This window comes from Delftia sp. Lp-1 (genome assembly GCF_020523835.1).
GTDB classification, from domain to species: Bacteria; Pseudomonadota; Gammaproteobacteria; order Burkholderiales; family Burkholderiaceae_C; genus Comamonas; species Comamonas acidovorans.
This window is the reverse complement of record NZ_JAJALJ010000001.1, coordinates 3,656,258-3,671,196: the sequence shown is the minus strand read 5'-3', so window position 1 is coordinate 3,671,196 and position 14,939 is coordinate 3,656,258. Positions and strand designations below refer to the sequence as shown.

The window sequence follows — 14,939 nt, the reverse complement described above, 5'->3', positions numbered from 1 at the left end:
AGCCGTACTGTGGCCAAGAGGCGGGGTGATTCCTGTCGCTCCCAATCCCGGAACTAACCCCGGAACCAAGCCCGGAACCAATCCCGGAACCAAGCCCGTGAACATGAAAAATCTCCTCACCCGCCTCAAGACCGCATTCAGCAAGCCCGCCCCCAAGCCCGCTCGCCAAGAGGAACACCCGCAAACCCAGCACCAGCCGCACGAACCCCAGTCGGATGCCGCAGAAGACGAAGTACTCATCAACGCCTACTGCACCGTCTGGGACCTTCCCGCGCTTGACTTTGCGCACACGCTGGCCGGGCGCCGCGATCTTGCGGACCCTGAGCTGGCGCCCCATCTTTCCGGCTTTGTCGGCTATGTGCTGGGGCGCGGCGATGGGCAGATGACGCGCAACCGCTACCACGCCATGCGCCACATCCAGCGTGTGCAGCAGCACCTGAGCCTGGGCATTGCGCCGGCCCAGCTCGACGCCTTTGCCGGCTGGGCGCAGCGCGCCAACGCCATCGCCTTTCTGACGGACGGCAGCATCCGCGATCCGCAGGGCCGCATACTGCTGGATGCCAACGGCGCCGAGCCTGATGACCAGGCTGCGCTGCCCTATCCGCAGCAGGCCTGGCATCGCAAGCAGCGCAGCGAGCAGGTGCTGGCGCAGCGCGGCTTCACGCCAGCGGCCAGCCTGCCACCGCTGATCTCCGAGCCCGAACTGCGCATGCGCGCACCCGACGAGATCGCCGCCCGCGCCTTTGCCCTGATCGCCGTGGCCGTGCGCGCCGAATCACTGAACGACGCACTGAACGGAGCACTGAACAGTGGCGAACCGCTCACGCCCGAGCAACTGTTCCAGCGCCTGCCAGCCGCCCAGGCCGCGCTCACCCCCAATGAGCGCGAATTCATGGCCACTGCCCGGCCCTCCGAAGAGGCCATCGCCAAGTTCGGCTGGCGCTACGAAGCCGCGTATTTGCTGGAATGGGCGCTGGGCCTGGTCGATGTGCTGCCGTTCCCCGGCGCCATCTGCGATGTGCCGCTCACCTCGCGCACCCTGCTGCAGGCGGGGGACCTGCAAGGCGCCCTGCATGCCGCACGCATGCGGCCCGACAGCGAAATCCTCGACGCCCTGGACCAGCACTACCGCCTGCACTGGATCGTGCGCCAGGCCCAGGTGCAACAGCAGCCCGCGCCAGCCGGGCTGAACGCCGACGTGCTCATGGAACGCCACCATGCGTTGAACTGGCTGGTGCGCTTCGAGGGCAATGACTGGGATGACGTGGATACGCCGACCTGAGGCGTGCTGCGCAGGGCGCCTGGCTGCCGCGGCCACAGCTCAACCCACGCCCAACTGCTCCAGCGTGATGCAGGCCAGCCACCTGCATCCGTCCGATGGCCATGCGGCGTCATCCGAGATGCAGCGCCCGGCGGCGTCCATCTGTATGCGGGTGACGTGGCGGTTGGCCCCGGGCCTTGAGCGGCGGGCGGGCATGGCCAGCAAGGCTTCGGGCAGCGGCTGCGCTGATGGATAGGGTTCGAGGCGCGTGAGATTTTTTGCAGAGCGCAGGCGCAGCGGTGATCGCTCCATGCCGATCACCCAGGTCCAGAAGAGCGCCGGGTAGCGAAACCTGTGACCTGGCATTTCCAGCAGCAGCATGGCGCTGCCGCCCCGCTGCATGGCTTGGGCACAACGCAGCGGAGCGAGGGCGGGGAAATTCTCAAGCTGCGCTTTCCAGCCGGGCAGCAGCAAAGCCAGAACCTGCGCCAGCTCTTGCGGGCCGGGCTGTGGCGTCAACTGCAGCGGCAACTGCACCTGCAGCCATGCCCGTTGCCGCAGCACGGCAGCGCATCGCCGCGCACACCACCAGGCGCCCAGCGGATCGGGCAGGCACTGGGCATCGGGAACCGTGGGCAGTGTGGCCCAGCGCGTCTTGCGCGTCTGTGTACCCACCTCGTAGCGCCATTGCGTATCGAAGCGCAGGCCGGGCATGAAGGTACGAATGGGAGACCTGGGCATGTGCATTGCGGCTGCAGATCCACTACCGTCAGTCCGGTGCGGGCCTGGCTGCAAGCGTGACCGTGCCAAGCCACTGGCATGGGTGCCAGGGGCCGCCCGCATCATGCAGGAGGCAGGTCCCGTCGGCTTGCACCTGGATCCGGGTGGCGTACCCGCTGGACCAGGGCAGGGTCGAGCCAAAGGGCAGGGCAAGCAAAGCCTTGGGAGGCGCCATGGCCTGCGTACCCGGTGACGGCAATGTGTCGAACGCAACGCAATCGTCGGTGCACGACAACGGCAGCTCCGGTTCGTACCCCACCACCCAGGCCCAGAAAATGCCCGGCTTGGGCCCTTCGCATTCCGGTGACTCCAGCATCAGCAAGGCACTGCCTCCCTGCTCGACTGCCTGGGCGCACAGCAAGGGCGTTCGGGCGCATTCAGCAGGTGCCTGCACGTCCCAATCGGGCAGCAGCACATCAAGGATCTGCGCCAGCTCCTCCACGCCGGGAAGCGGGGGCAGGTGAACGGGCAGCCGCAGGAACAACCAGTGGTGCTGCTCCAGAACCACGGCGCACCGGCGAACGCACCACCAGGTGCCATAAGGGTCGGCCGGGCCAGCAAGGTCGGAGGCCATAGGCAGCTGTGTCCAGCTGGTCTTGCCGGCTTCCGCACGCCTTCTGTATTGCCAGTGATCATCAAAGAGCAGGCCGCTGATGAGGCGTTGACCGGGACTACTTGGCTCCAGCGGAATTTCCCGCTCGTACTGCTCTGGCGTGAGATTGGAGTTCTGCATTTCTTCGGGTCAGGAAAGCCGGTCAGAAAAAGCCGGTCAGGAGAAGCTGCCGTTGACGGCAATGTCGTCGCTCAGTGGCTCCAGCGTGATGGCCGCCGTGCAGCGGTACCGGCTTGCGCGCGCATCCAGGCCATCCACATCACACAGCCCCTCGCCATCCACCGTCACCCTCAAGGCGTGATTCCATGCCAGGGGCGAGCCGAAGGGCCAGATCAGCAGCGCGCCAGGGCGCCCGGGCATGTCAAAGGCTGAAATGCGCTTGGCGCGCTGGAACCTCTCGTGCATTTCCACGCCGATCACCCAGGCCCAGAAAACGGCTTGCACGCCATCGCTTGAATCCTCGGCCTGCAGTTGCAGCAAAGAGCAGCCACCGGCAAGCAGCGCATCGGTGCTGCGCAGCAGCGGCGCCTGTGTCGAGGGGTCATCCAGCACCTTCACGTTCCAGTCCGCAAGCATTGCGCCCAGGGCCAGCGCCACATCGCCACATTCCGGCTGCGCAGGCAGGCCCGAGGGCAGATGCGCGGAACGCCAGGGCCTGCGATTGAGCACTGCAACGCACTGGCGCACGCACCACCAGGCCCGCTGTGGATCTGCTGCAGCCATGCCGCCTGCCCGGGTTGCCGGCAGTCGTGCCCAATAGGCTCGGCCTGAAGGCGTGAGCGCCGAGTAGGTCCACAGTCCGTCAAAGCGAAGCCCTCGGGTGAAGCGGTGGGTGAGGTGCGTGGTCTCAGCCACAGGACTTCTCATCATCGTGTGCCGAAGGCTGGGCACCGTACGGAGTCTTGATGCCGCAGCGGTCCCCGATGCGCATGAGCGCCATACCCAGGGATGTGCGCGGCTCTTTGGTCTTGCCCAATGCGAGGTCAGAAATCGTTGCTTGACCGCAGCCCACTTCGCGGGCGATCTGGCTTTGACTGACACCCTTCGCAGCAAGTCTGGCGAGGTAGTCTTTCCATTCCATAGTTTCATGCTATCGAAAAGTCGATTTTTTTACAATCGAATTTGACATATCGGTTTTCCGTAAGCTACGGAGCATGTCAACCGATTTCGGCCAACGCCTCAAAAGCGCTCGCAGTCTCGCGGGCCTCACCCAAGCGCAGCTGGGCCGCCAGGCGGGCATGGGGCAATCGACCATTGCTGACCTTGAGAGAAGCGGAAACGGCACCTCCAAAACAGCCACGCTCGCGTCCCTGTGCGGTGTCTCGGCCCTGTGGCTGGAATGCGGCAAGGGCCCCATGTCGGCCGGTGCCGCGGCGCTGCAGCGCCAACTGCCCCAGGGCACGCGTCGCTATCCCCTGCTTGGCCTGCAGCAGACAGGCTGCCGCAGCGCACAAGACGCCATGGACGATGCCGACGATGAGCAGTTCCTGGGCATCGAAGTCGCCAGCGACAACGCATCGCCCCGTGCGTTCTTCGTGCGACTGGAAGACAACGCCATGGCCCCGGAAATCCGGGAAGGGGACCGCGTGCTCATCGATCCCGCCCTGCCGCCGCGGCCCGGGGACTGCGTGCTGGCCACCGACTCCCGGCAACAGGCCATCTTGCGCAAGTACCGGGTGCGCGGCCTGGACAAGGCCGGTGCGGAAATCTTCGAACTGGTGCCGCTCAACGAAGACCATCCCACACTATCCAGCGATGAGCAGGCGCTGCAGTTGCGCGGCACCGTGGTGGAGCATCGCCGGCGGTTCCAGGCCCGATAGCAGGGCCGAGGCCTTGGCACCGCTGCGGCGGCCCTGGTGCTGCCGGCTGCCGCGCCCGTGATTCATGGATGGCGGCAAGCGACAAGCGGCTTGGGAAAATCTTCCGACGCGGGCAGGCATCAACACAGTGGGCGCCCCTGCAGGAGGCCGGCATGGCCGACTTGGTCGACTTGGCCTCGTTCTCCGAGTTGGCCGCGTTGGTCGTCTTGCGCGGGCGACAGCGTCACGGCGGCAAGGCAGCGGCACTCGCGCCACTGCCCGTCAATGCCATCCACATCGCAGCGCCCGTCGCTGTTCATCTGCACCCGCGCCGCATAGCCGCAGGCCCAGGGCATGCTCCAGCCAAAGGGAATGGTCAGCAGCGCGACAGGGCGGGGCGCGCGGCTTGCGGGCCATGGCTTCACCGGCGCGGGCCGCATCTTCTGATGCATCTCCACGCCAATCACCCAGGCCCAGAACGTGCTCTGCGGCCGCTGGTGCAGCGCCTCTGACTGCAGTTGCAGCACCGCTCCGCCCCCGGCCATCACTGCCTGGGTGCAGGACTGCATGGACATGTGCCCGGCCCCTGCGCTCAGTTGTACCTGCCAGCGCGGCATCAGCGCGTTCAGGGCCAGCGCCACATCTTCCGGCCCCGGCCGCAAAGGTATGTCTGAAGGCAGATTCACCGACTGCCACATCTCCCGCCGCAGCACGGCAGCGCAGCGCCGCACACACCACCAGGCGCCATGCGGATCAGCCCTGCCCGCATCAGGCTGCCCCAGCGGCAGCCGCGACCAACAGGCCCGGCCCGATGGCGCGCGGGCGGCGTACTTCCATTGCGCAGCGAAGCGCAGGCCAGGGGTGAAGTGGTGGGTGATGTGCATGGATGTAGGCGTCTGCGTCTAGTTGAAGCTTGTGCGGCCAAGTTGATCCAGAGTTTGGACAGCTTCACCGAAAGCGGTATGAGAAGTTTTAAGTTGAGCCATAGGCTGGCTCTTCAAAACTGGCGAATTCAAGTGAATTTGCACTAACTCTATCGTACCGAAATCGGTATAGCAAGACCAAAGAATGCTGCCCATGCGCAGCTTCGTGAACGCAACATTGGCCGAAAACGCTGCCCTGATGATCAAGGGCAAGGCGATCGGGCGCCTGCGTAGTGACATGAAGAATGCTGGATTCGACATCGGGCAGGGCACTTTGCAGCGCATCGTTGGCGGGGAAACCGGCGTGCGAATGGAGTCACTGCAGAAGTTTGCTGATTACTTCAGCGTGGACGTCGATACCTTGTTGCGAGGCCGTGTCGCGGAAGGTGAGGACTTCATCCAACTCGTCCGCCTGGATGCTGAAGCCGCGCCCGAACGCTCTCGAAAAACCAATCTTGTCGAGGAACTCGGGGCTCTCCAGTTCCGACGCGATTTTCTGCGTGCTATCGGCGTCAGCCCGGTGAACGCGGCCCTCGTCCATGTGGCAGGAACCAGCATGGAGCCCACGATCCGGGACGGTGCCGTGCTCTTGCTCAATCGTGCGGATCAAACGCCGCGCCGTGGCAGCGTCTATGCATTCGCGTGGGAAGGGCAGATGCTTGTGCGGCGCTTTCAGCGGGTGGGCGATGTTTGGCATGCCGTGGCCGACAACGCTGATAAGGGCGAGCACCCGGATATCGTCATTGCCGGGAAGGCTGAGGGCCTGGTGCAAGGGCGAGCCATATGGGTCGGGGCCAAGCTCTGAGTCTGTCCTGTCTTGATGGCTGAATCTTTCATCCGTCGCGGGAACTTGAATGCCTTGTGCATACGCTTGGAATGGGTCAGTCGCAGAGCCAAGCAATTGGGCTCTCCCTCGGAACTGATCCGCTGGCTTGGCCAGTCGTCTAGCTTCTGATCTGATATCGACCCATTTGGTGATGCTGATCTGTGGGTTGTGTGTGGCGGCTTTGCAGCGGTTGCCGACGTTCAAAGAACGGACATCGATGGCCGGTCCGGGCGCGTAGCCCCCGACGCGTGAGGCAGAATTCGGCCAACAGCAGACATTGTGTTCAGAAGATGAAGGATTGAAGTGCTTCAGAAACATGCAGCGATCGGCGATGAGGTGGTAACCGTTGCTTGTGCGGACAGCATGGCTGTTCACGCCGAATGGTTGCTCGACTGCCTGACTCGTCTCCACGGGTCTGGGCAAAGCGTAGGCGAGGAAGTGCGACTGCAGGTCGGTAGCATGCTCATGTCCTTTCGACGCCTGCCTTCAAATGAACTCGCGGTTTGCGTGCCAGATGTCGATGCGGACCCGTTCAAAGACGAGACGACCGATGTGAGCAACGCGCTGCAGGTCCTTTTCAATCAAATCTCATTAGCCAAGAAGATTGACGTCGAACCCGTTCCTACCACTTTTCAAGACAAGGTGGTCATCGACCAGGGATGCCTCAGTGCGGACAATTTGTTCATGGTGCGTAGCGCACCCAGTCCCACCGACGGCGATTCTGGCTGGTTCATCGGCCAGCAAGGGCCTCGCGAGCTGGCTCCAGCGCTCGAAGCCGTTTTCGCGTTTCAGTTGCTCAAGATGCGACCCGAGCTCGCGGCGGCATTGGTATTGCCTGAAGGCTTTCTGGTAATGGTCGACGCGGCCGGGATTTCGGTTGTAACCGATCCCGGCGACCAAACGCTCTTTACGTCGAACGACCGCTAACGAGCGACGCCAATGACCGCTTTGGGCAAGAGCGTTTGTCAGGAAAGGGTCGACAGCACTCATTCGCGGGCCGAGATAGCGGACTTCCTGCATCCCCAGTGACTGCCTGTTAGCGAGGGGCTGCTGCGGACCTGAAAACAGTCATTGGGGAAGTGACTGTTTTGGCGCTCTGAAAGAGCGCTATGACTAGGTGAGCGGTAGTTCGCCCAGCTGCAATAAGCGGCTGCAACCGCTGCAAAGCAGACATTGCTCATCGAGACTCGAACGTCAGCATAGGGGCGATCTGTGACAGTTGAAGATCAGCCATCCTCCAGACATTGAAGCTAGCTGTGGTCAATTTTGACGATCCGCCAAGCATCCTGTACGCTGTAAAGAGCCAAAACTAGAGGGCGCAACATGAGCGACTGGGACTTTCTACATGACATGCATAGCCAAGGCTACTCTGCAGATGAAATTGCAGAGGCTGCAGCAGTTGGATACGCGCCATGGCAGGTCAAGTACATCGATTTCGGGGATCAGCCAAGGAAGTCATCTTCAGAGAAAAAAGCTGTAGTACAACCTTCCCAAGCATCACCTGCCGCTCAGACAGCCAAAGCAATACAAGCCATGGAAATGCTTAGGCAGGCTGGAATCCTCACTCGGCCTCAGTTCCTAGCTTGCAAAGCTGCCATTCTCAAGTGACAAAAAGATGCCCTCAGAGCACCTTTATGCTTCATGTTAGTACCGAAGCAATCTGGGGGTGCGTGGAAATCAACAATCCGGCCGTATTGAATCGGCTAAGTCAGCTTACTCCTTGTCAGGTGCCCCTTTTCACCTCGGTCCTCGAGCGTTAGTTCCTCAAGCCCTTGCGCGCGCGAGATTTGCGGCTGGTAGCCCAGTTCGCGTCGAGCCTTGTCGATGTTCAACGTCACCTCAACGGCCGAGGGCGCCAGTGCCTGCCGGGTGACCGGCGGGCGCCACCGTCCGCCGGTCAGTGACGACAGACGTTCGCAGACGCTGGCCACGGCCCGTACCACCCAGCCCGGAACCTCCTTGGTCGGGACAGAGCGTCCTTGGCTTTGTAGCAATGCGCTGATGAACGCACGAAACTCCACGATGTCGTCATCTGTGATGAAGTAGCAGGCGCCCGTCTCGCCAGCGATCAGCGCGCGCTCGATACCGTGCACCAGATTACCGATGTGCGTCGTTGACGTGCGATAGCGGCCACCATCGATCCAGGCGAACTTCCCAGCATCCACAGCCTGCAGCAGTTGCGGAAGCGCGGTCGTGTCGTCGCGTCCCCAGATGAAGCGCGGGCGGACGATGACGACGTCTAGTCCGTGCCGCGCAGCGGCAATCGCCTCGCGTTCCGCCAGAGCTTTCGTGGCGGAGTAGCCGCCGACCGGTCTGGTGGGGATGGATCGGCTTTCTTCGGCGTCCACCAGTGGGCTTCCGTCTAGGAGCACTGACTCCGTGCTCAGGTGCACAGCCCGCCGCACGCCTGCTCGCGCAGCAGCTGCGAACACGTGGCGCGTACCTATGACGTTCGTCTGAAACTGTGCGTCCGTGGAGAGACCGTGGTCCGTATCCGCTGCGGCGTGAATCAGGGCATCGCAGCCCGCCATGCCGGTGGCTAGATTCTCCGACAGCAGATCTCCCTCGAACGGATTCGCCCCTGACGCGCGAATCGTGTCCTGTGCAGCGGGGCTGCGCGCCAGCGCGATGACTTCGACACCTTGCGAGACGAAGTGGCGGATCAGGTTGCGACCGACATAGCCGCTTCCCCCCGTCAGGAACAGGCGGGCTGGCAATCGTGCGGGATGCGATTCAGGCAATTTAGAGACAACAGCGTTCATGACTCGATACGTACTGACGTGGTTAGTCCGCGGGCCGTCTTGTCGGCCCGGGCGGGATGGGAATTGATATGGGGTAGAGCGCCTCAGCGGGGCCGCTGAGGTCTCACGAATGAATCAAGTGCGACAGGCCGGTCGACCAGCCCTTCGATCTCGCGCAGCAAGCGATCTCGCTCCGCCTTCGGGAATGTGTGGAAGTCCAAGCTCTCCAACAGCTTGAGCCCTTCCAGCGCCAAGTAGGCAAGCAGCGCGCCCCTTGGTTGCGCCGCGTCACTCTGTACTGCGTCGATGACGGCAGCCTGATTCGCCTGCATCGACTCGCGCAGACTTGCGTCCTGCACCAGCGCGGCGCTGAGGCTCAGGGCAACGGCACGTTGTGCTGTTGGCAGCGGAGCGGCGGCCGCGGCAATCCGCCCGCGGACAGTCCGGGAATCGATCTCGCCGAGACGCTCCGCCGCTTCGGAGTTGAAGGCGTTGTCCCGGACCAGTGCCCGCTGAACGAGCGCCTGGATCAGAGCCTGCTTGGACCGGTGGTCGTACAGCACGCTCGCCTTGCTAACGCCAGCTTCGGTGGCGACGGACTCCAGCGTCAGCTTCGCAGGCCCGTCCCGAGCCACAACGACTTCTGCCGCGTCCAGCAGCTTGTCCTGATCTATTACACGCGTGCGTCCCATAAGCAATCAATTTATTTCCGACTGGACGGATATTAATTGATTTTGGGGTGCAGCGTCAAAATGTGCGGCAGGCCGCCATGCTCAGAGCGAAACGCCCTGAACTGCCGCCGCCAGCGGCTCGATGGCCGACATCTCCTGCTCATCCAATGCTACGGAGGCAGCCGCCACGTTCTCGGTGAGGCGCGCTCTACGGCGCGTGCCGGGAATAGGCACGACTGTCACGTCGAACTGCCTGGCGCGAGTCTGCAGCCAGGCGAGCGCCAATTGCGCCGTCGAGATGCCACGGGCTTTGGCAAGCGCTTCCAACCTCGCCACCAGCCTCGAATTCGACGCCTGGTTGTCTGACTGGAAGCGCGGGAAGTGTCGGCGGAAATCGTCTGCTGCCAACTGCTTGCCGAACGTAGCGCCGGTCAGGATACCCCGCCCCAATGGGGCGAATGGCACGATCGCGACACCCAGCGATGCCGCCAGCGGTGCGATCTCTTGCTCGATCTGGCGGCTGAACACCGACCATTCAGACTGCATCGCGGCGATGGGGTGGACGGCATGCGCTGCACGCAACTCTTCAGCACTGACCTCGCACAAGCCGAGCGCCCGAACCTTACCGGCCTTCACCAGATCCGCCATCGCGCCCACCGAATCTTCCATGGGCACGTCAGGTGTGCGGCGGTGCATGTAGTAGAGGTCGATGGTGTCAATACCAAGACGCCGCAGCGATTGATCGACCGCATGCCGGATGTAGTCTGGGCGATTGCTGAGGCTCCAGTCATCGGGCCTCTCGACCGTACGCGTGTAGCCGAACTTGGTGGCGATCACCACGCGCTGCCGGTTGGCCTTCACAAACGGCGCGAGGAACGATTCGTTGGCGCCCAGACCGTACATGTCTGCGGTATCGAACAGCGTCACACCCAAGGCGAGCGCCCGTTCCAGTGTTGCTCGTGCCTCTTCGGTGTCAGTGGCGCCATAAAATTCGCTCATACCCATGCAGCCTAGACCCTGGATGCCCACGAGTGGGCCGTCTATGCCGAGATGAACGCAAGGGAGTTTTGTGGGAGGAGATTGCATGGCGTTGGATCCAGGTGGAAAAATCATTGTTATAAGCACGTAGTTAACTACGTGGTCAAGGAGACGGCATGCTGTTGTCGGAGTTTGCGAAGGAGGTGGGGTTGTCGCCCGAGACGGTCCGCTTCTATGTGGGGAAGGGCCTGCTGAAGCCGCGTCGCGGCGTGCTGGGTGGCAGCAACCCGTACCAAGTGTTCTCTGCCGATGACGTGACCGCGGTGCGGATGATTCAGCTGCAGAAATCGCTGGGCTATACGTTGAGCGAGATCTCGGCGCTCAACCGCGAGTACCGGCAGGGTGCAAAGTCCGCCGCACGCACGGGGCAGGTCCTGCGGCACCAGATAGACAAGTTGCAATCGCAGCGCGCAGCACTCGATGCAGCTCTCACCTTCTTGACCGAGAAGCTGGCATGGGTCGAAGCCGGCAAGCCTGGCGATGCGCCCCATTTCCCGTGCTGAGCCTCCTTGGTTTGGGGCCAGCACCATCTATTTCGGCATCAACGCGAGTTCAGCGGCGAAGCTGCTGCTTGGGAAGCACGACAGGGGCATCCGCTGTTCAAGACCCTCTCCGTGTCCATCCGGCTAAATGCCAACTGAAAGCAAGACTGTGGCTCCGCAGGCAGAAGGCACCAGTCTGGCAAATGCGCTCATAACGAGCTGAGCCCACTTTTGGGCACTTACCAATGTCCGCTTTGGGTCGAGAACCGTCGTCTGATTGTTTCCGCTGAACGTCGGCAACCAGCCTGAAGCCGTCGCTCGGAAGTCTTCGCGCAACAACTACCAGAAAGGCAGTTGATGAAAAACCTACTGCGAGGGGCAGCGATCACGGCGTTGCTGGCAACTCTGGGATGCAGCCAGTCACCGAGTGGGCGGTGGGAAGCGACGCAAAGCGTCGATGTTCTGCTGAAAAAAGGCGATCCACAGACAGTGGCATTTGTCCTCAACTCAGGGGACGTTTGCGCACTTGGCCAGCAGTGGAGCTTTGAAAAAGAGCTGCGTTACAAGGAAGTGATCTGCCCCCAAGGCAAGGGCTGGATCACTTCCGACACTCCGTTCAAAAAGCTGGGCGGCTGAGTTGGCAATGGGGCGAGCGCTCGCAGCGCCCCTCAGAAGCTATGCATCAACCCCGCAGTCACCCCCGTAGCCACATCCTTGTTCTGCCCGCCCTGAAACCCTCCACTCCAGTGCGTGCGGTCCAGTTCCGCATACAGCTTGCTGCGGCGTGAGAGCTTGTATTCCGCAAACAGCAGGGCACGGGTGTAGCCGTCTGCGGCGCGGCCGCTGCGTTCGCGTTCCACGCGGTACAGGGCGGCGGTCAGGTCCAGCGTGCTGTGGGCGGACCAGGTGGCGCCCAGCGAGTGCACGCGCTGCACGGTGCGGCTGGTGGTGGCGTTGGTCTGGCCGTCGCTGCGCGCGGTGTTCAGCGCCAGGCGCAGGTTGTCCCACTTGTAGGTTGCGCCCAGGGTGGCGGCTTTCAGCTCCCATTGGTCTGCGGTCTTGAAGCGCTGGTAGGCGCCGGAGACCGTCCAGTTTTTCGTGCCATAGGCCAAGCCCGCGCCGGCCGATGAGCGGGCGGAGCCGCCTTGCGCCGTCTCGCCAAAGCTGTACATGGCACGGGCGGTAAGGCCGCCGAAGCGGCCCGTGTACTTGACCGAGTTGTCCAGCCGGTACGAGCCGGTGGTGGCGCCCGCGCTGCCGTATTCCACGCCCAGGCCGTGGCTGCTCAGGGCCGCTGTGGCGATGTTGGGGTTGAAGGCGGCGAAGCGCATGCCCACGGGGTCCACGGGGCTGATGGCATCTGCCAGCAGGTTGGTCTGGCGGCCGGCCGTGACCTGGCCCCAGCTGCCGCCCAGGCCCACGATGGCTGCGCGGTCGAAGAATTTGCTGGAGTTGGCGGTGGTGCCGGTGTCCAGGTTCAGGCCGGTTTCCAGGTTGAACAGGGCGTACATGCCGCCGCCCAGGTCTTCGCGCCCGCGAAACCCGAAGCGGCTGGTGGTGTTGACGCCGCTGGACAGCGCGGCGCCCGAGGTGTTGCTGGCCGCGTTGGCGGCGGTGAGGCCGCTGGTGTAGCGCACGCCGGTATCGGCAATGCCGTAGAGCGTGATGCTGGATTGCGCAAGGGCCGACAGCGGTGCGGCGGCGAGGGTGATCAGCGCCAGGGTTTTGGTGTTCATGGGTGTGGCGATGGTGATGGGGCTGGGCAGCGGCATGCCGCAGCAGTGCCGTTGCAGCGCCGCTGAATGGAGGTCGAACCGGGGAGGGGTGAAGGCCCTCTCTGTGTCGAGGGCCTTGAGTGCCTTGAGGGCTTGAGGGCCCGGGGGCCTGCCGTCAGGGCTTGGCCGCCGGCTCCATGCCCGTGCTGCGCACGATGGGCGCGGCTGCGGGGGCTGCCAGGAAGCGGATCAGGTGGCGCGCCGTCTCAGGGCTCTTGGCGCCGGTGGCCACGCCTGCGGAGAAGAAGACGCGCTGCTGCACTTCATCAGGCAGGGGGCCGACGAATTCCAGCTCCTTGAACGGCAGCAGTTCGCTGACCTGCTGGAAGCCGATGTCCGCATCGCCACGCAGCACCACGGCGCCCACGCGCTCGCTGAGGATGCGGGTGGCCTTGCCCTTCATCTGCTCGGCCACGCCCAGGCGCGGGAACAGTTCGTTGGCCAGATAGGTGCCGCTGGCGCTGGCCGAGTAGGCAATGGTCTTGGCATCCAGCAGGGTCTGCTTGAGCGCGTCCACGGTGCTGATGTCGGGCTTGGGCGTGCCCTTGCGCACGCTCATGCCGATCATGGAGCGCGCCAGGTCCACGCGGCTGCCCGCCTCTACCTTGCCTTGGGCGGCCAGATTGTCCAAGGCTCCATCCGCAAGGATGACGATATCGAACTGCTCGCCGCGTGCCAGACGGCTGGGAATGGAGTCCTGCGCGTTGCCCATGGAGGCGCCGCGCGAGGTGACGACCTTGTGGCCCGTGGCCTGCTCGTACAGGGGTATCAGCTGGTCGTAGGCGGCAGAGAAGCCGCCCGAGGTGACCACGCGGATTTCATCTGCGGCGGCTGTGGAGGGCGTGGCAGCGCCCAGGGCCAGGCCCAGGCTGAGTGCGCCGCCCAGCAGCGCGCCCAGGGTGCGGCGGCGCAGGGTGGATGGCACGGAGGATGGCAGGGGGGTGGAAGGGATGGCGGTCATGGTTTGTCTCCTGGTTTTTTATGGTTGGGGAACGGCTAACGGCTGCAGAGGGGATCAATCAGCGGTGATTTTTCGCTCGCGGATGATGCGGCCCCACTTGGCGTGCTCGGCGGCGATGAACTGGCCCAGTTCCTCGCGGGTGCCCGGGGCGGCGGTCTGGCCGTGCTTGAGCAGGTTGTCGCGCACTTCGGGGGTGTTCAGCACCTTGACCAGCTCGGTGTTCCAGCGGTCCAGCAAGGGCTTGGGCGTCTTGGCGGATGCCACGAAGGCGTACCAGTTGGTGGCGTTGAAGCCGGGGAAGCTCTCGGCCACGGTGGGCACGTTGGGCAGGTAGGCCGGGCGCGTGAGGCCCGTGGTGGCCAGCGGGATCAGCTTGCCCGATTCGATGTGGGGCAGGGCTGTGGGCGGGGCTGCGTAGAAGGAGGTCACGCGGTTGCCCAGCACGTCCTGCAGGGCGGGCGCGCCGCCCTTGTAGGGCACGTGCAGGGTGTCGATCTTGGCGACATCGTTGAGCAGTTCACCGGCCAGGTGCGATGCGGAGCCGGGGCCGGTGGAGGCGAAGTCCAGCTTGCCGGGTTCGCGCTTGGCCTTGGCCACGTACTCGCCCAGGGTCTTGATGCCGGTGGCGGCAGGCACGACGAGCACGTTGGGAAAGTTCACGCCCATGGTGATGGGGGCCAGGTCTTTGAGCGGGTCGTAGCCGATCTTCATGAAGTGCGGCGCGATGGCCAGCGGGCCGATGGAGCCGAAGAGCAGCACCGAGCCGTCGGACGGGCCATTGGCCACCTGCGTGTGGGCCAGGTTGCCGCCTGCGCCGGGCTTGTTTTCCACGACCACGCTCTGGCCGATGTTCTCGCCCAGCTTCTTGGCGATGATGCGCGCCGCAATGTCGGCCGAGCCGCCTGCGGCGAAGCCGACCACCATGACCACGGGTTTCTTGGGGGGGAAGTCCTGGGCCTGGGCGGTGCCCACGGCCAGGGAAAGAAGGGCGGCCAGGGCGCCGCCTGCGATCAGTCTGCGTTGGTGCATGTCGTCTCCGTTTGTTGGTCTTGCCTGCCCGCAGGGGGCA

Annotated in this window: 18 protein-coding genes; 7 read left to right on the top strand and 11 right to left on the bottom strand. The window is 63.8% G+C overall.

All coding sequences use genetic code 11. The features are described from left to right. Positions 1 to 103: 103 nt before the first annotated feature. Positions 104 to 1,282, top strand: coding sequence for a DUF4272 domain-containing protein (locus LGR64_RS16640; RefSeq protein WP_230356133.1), 1,179 nt, complete (start codon positions 104 to 106; stop codon positions 1,280 to 1,282). A 39-nt stretch (positions 1,283 to 1,321) separates the two neighbouring features. On the opposite strand, the gene LGR64_RS16635 is transcribed toward LGR64_RS16640, so the two are convergent. From LGR64_RS16635 to LGR64_RS16620, 4 genes are all read right to left on the bottom strand, one after another. Next, positions 1,322 to 2,002, bottom strand: coding sequence for a hypothetical protein (locus LGR64_RS16635; RefSeq protein ID WP_230356131.1), 681 nt, complete (start codon positions 2,000 to 2,002; stop codon positions 1,322 to 1,324). A 28-nt stretch (positions 2,003 to 2,030) separates the two neighbouring features. Beyond that, positions 2,031 to 2,774: a hypothetical protein gene (locus tag LGR64_RS16630; protein ID WP_141834063.1), complete on the bottom strand. Its 744-nt coding sequence runs from the start codon at positions 2,772 to 2,774 to the stop codon at positions 2,031 to 2,033. Between the two features lie 36 nt (positions 2,775 to 2,810). Continuing rightward, positions 2,811 to 3,377: a hypothetical protein gene (locus tag LGR64_RS16625; RefSeq protein ID WP_230356129.1), complete on the bottom strand. Its 567-nt coding sequence runs from the start codon at positions 3,375 to 3,377 to the stop codon at positions 2,811 to 2,813. A gap of 124 nt (positions 3,378 to 3,501) precedes the next feature. Beyond that, positions 3,502 to 3,735 carry a hypothetical protein gene (locus LGR64_RS16620; RefSeq protein WP_096915757.1) on the bottom strand — a complete coding sequence of 78 codons (234 nt, stop codon included), beginning with the start codon at positions 3,733 to 3,735 and terminating at the stop codon, positions 3,502 to 3,504. Between the two features lie 73 nt (positions 3,736 to 3,808). On the opposite strand from LGR64_RS16620, the gene LGR64_RS16615 reads away from it, so the two are divergent. Continuing rightward, positions 3,809 to 4,474 (top strand): LexA family protein, encoded by a 666-nt coding sequence (locus tag LGR64_RS16615; RefSeq protein WP_141834057.1) that lies wholly within the window; start codon positions 3,809 to 3,811, stop codon positions 4,472 to 4,474. A gap of 119 nt (positions 4,475 to 4,593) precedes the next feature. On the opposite strand, the gene LGR64_RS16610 is transcribed toward LGR64_RS16615, so the two are convergent. Further along, positions 4,594 to 5,337: a hypothetical protein gene (locus tag LGR64_RS16610; RefSeq protein ID WP_230356128.1), complete on the bottom strand. Its 744-nt coding sequence runs from the start codon at positions 5,335 to 5,337 to the stop codon at positions 4,594 to 4,596. 184 nt (positions 5,338 to 5,521) lie between these two features. Between LGR64_RS16610 and LGR64_RS16605 the strand changes: the two genes are divergently transcribed. The 3 genes from LGR64_RS16605 (at position 5,522) to LGR64_RS16595 (ending at position 7,810) form a co-directional block, all read left to right on the top strand. Then, the gene (locus tag LGR64_RS16605; protein ID WP_034391612.1) at positions 5,522 to 6,181 is read left to right on the top strand and encodes a S24 family peptidase; all 660 of its coding nucleotides are present in this window, start codon (positions 5,522 to 5,524) and stop codon (positions 6,179 to 6,181) included. A gap of 324 nt (positions 6,182 to 6,505) precedes the next feature. Then, a complete protein-coding gene (locus LGR64_RS16600) occupies positions 6,506 to 7,129 on the top strand; it encodes an immunity protein Imm33 domain-containing protein (protein WP_141834054.1) in 624 nt (207 codons plus the stop codon). A gap of 396 nt (positions 7,130 to 7,525) precedes the next feature. After that, complete coding sequence (locus LGR64_RS16595; protein ID WP_080736823.1) at positions 7,526 to 7,810, top strand: hypothetical protein; 285 nt, start codon at positions 7,526 to 7,528, stop codon at positions 7,808 to 7,810. 95 nt (positions 7,811 to 7,905) lie between these two features. On the opposite strand, the gene LGR64_RS16590 is transcribed toward LGR64_RS16595, so the two are convergent. From LGR64_RS16590 to LGR64_RS16580, 3 genes are all read right to left on the bottom strand, one after another. Next, on the bottom strand, positions 7,906 to 8,964 hold the full coding sequence (locus tag LGR64_RS16590) for an NAD-dependent epimerase/dehydratase family protein (RefSeq protein ID WP_051940594.1): 1,059 nt from the start codon (positions 8,962 to 8,964) through the stop codon (positions 7,906 to 7,908). Between the two features lie 83 nt (positions 8,965 to 9,047). Then, positions 9,048 to 9,635: a TetR/AcrR family transcriptional regulator gene (locus tag LGR64_RS16585; protein ID WP_034391616.1), complete on the bottom strand. Its 588-nt coding sequence runs from the start codon at positions 9,633 to 9,635 to the stop codon at positions 9,048 to 9,050. Positions 9,636 to 9,716: 81 nt separating this feature from the next. Next, positions 9,717 to 10,700 carry an aldo/keto reductase gene (locus LGR64_RS16580; RefSeq protein ID WP_034391617.1) on the bottom strand — a complete coding sequence of 328 codons (984 nt, stop codon included), beginning with the start codon at positions 10,698 to 10,700 and terminating at the stop codon, positions 9,717 to 9,719. Positions 10,701 to 10,768: 68 nt separating this feature from the next. Here LGR64_RS16580 and LGR64_RS16575 point away from each other — a divergent pair, with 68 nt between their 5' ends. Together LGR64_RS16575 and LGR64_RS16570 are read left to right on the top strand one after the other, a co-directional pair. After that, on the top strand, positions 10,769 to 11,155 hold the full coding sequence (locus LGR64_RS16575; protein ID WP_034391618.1) for a MerR family transcriptional regulator: 387 nt from the start codon (positions 10,769 to 10,771) through the stop codon (positions 11,153 to 11,155). A gap of 336 nt (positions 11,156 to 11,491) precedes the next feature. Next, positions 11,492 to 11,770, top strand: a complete 279-nt coding sequence (locus LGR64_RS16570; protein ID WP_141834049.1) for a hypothetical protein — start codon at positions 11,492 to 11,494, stop codon at positions 11,768 to 11,770. 32 nt (positions 11,771 to 11,802) lie between these two features. Here the strand turns inward: LGR64_RS16570 and LGR64_RS16565 are convergent, their stop codons facing one another. The 3 genes from LGR64_RS16565 to LGR64_RS16555 form a co-directional block, all read right to left on the bottom strand. Next, entirely contained in the window at positions 11,803 to 12,906 is a 1,104-nt protein-coding gene (locus LGR64_RS16565; protein ID WP_230356121.1) for a porin, read from the bottom strand. Positions 12,907 to 13,024: 118 nt separating this feature from the next. Further along, positions 13,025 to 13,870: a substrate-binding domain-containing protein gene (locus LGR64_RS16560; RefSeq protein ID WP_096915762.1), complete on the bottom strand. Its 846-nt coding sequence runs from the start codon at positions 13,868 to 13,870 to the stop codon at positions 13,025 to 13,027. Between the two features lie 54 nt (positions 13,871 to 13,924). Beyond that, positions 13,925 to 14,899, bottom strand: a complete 975-nt coding sequence (locus LGR64_RS16555; protein ID WP_034391632.1) for a Bug family tripartite tricarboxylate transporter substrate binding protein — start codon at positions 14,897 to 14,899, stop codon at positions 13,925 to 13,927. Between the last annotated feature and the right edge of the window lie 40 nt (positions 14,900 to 14,939).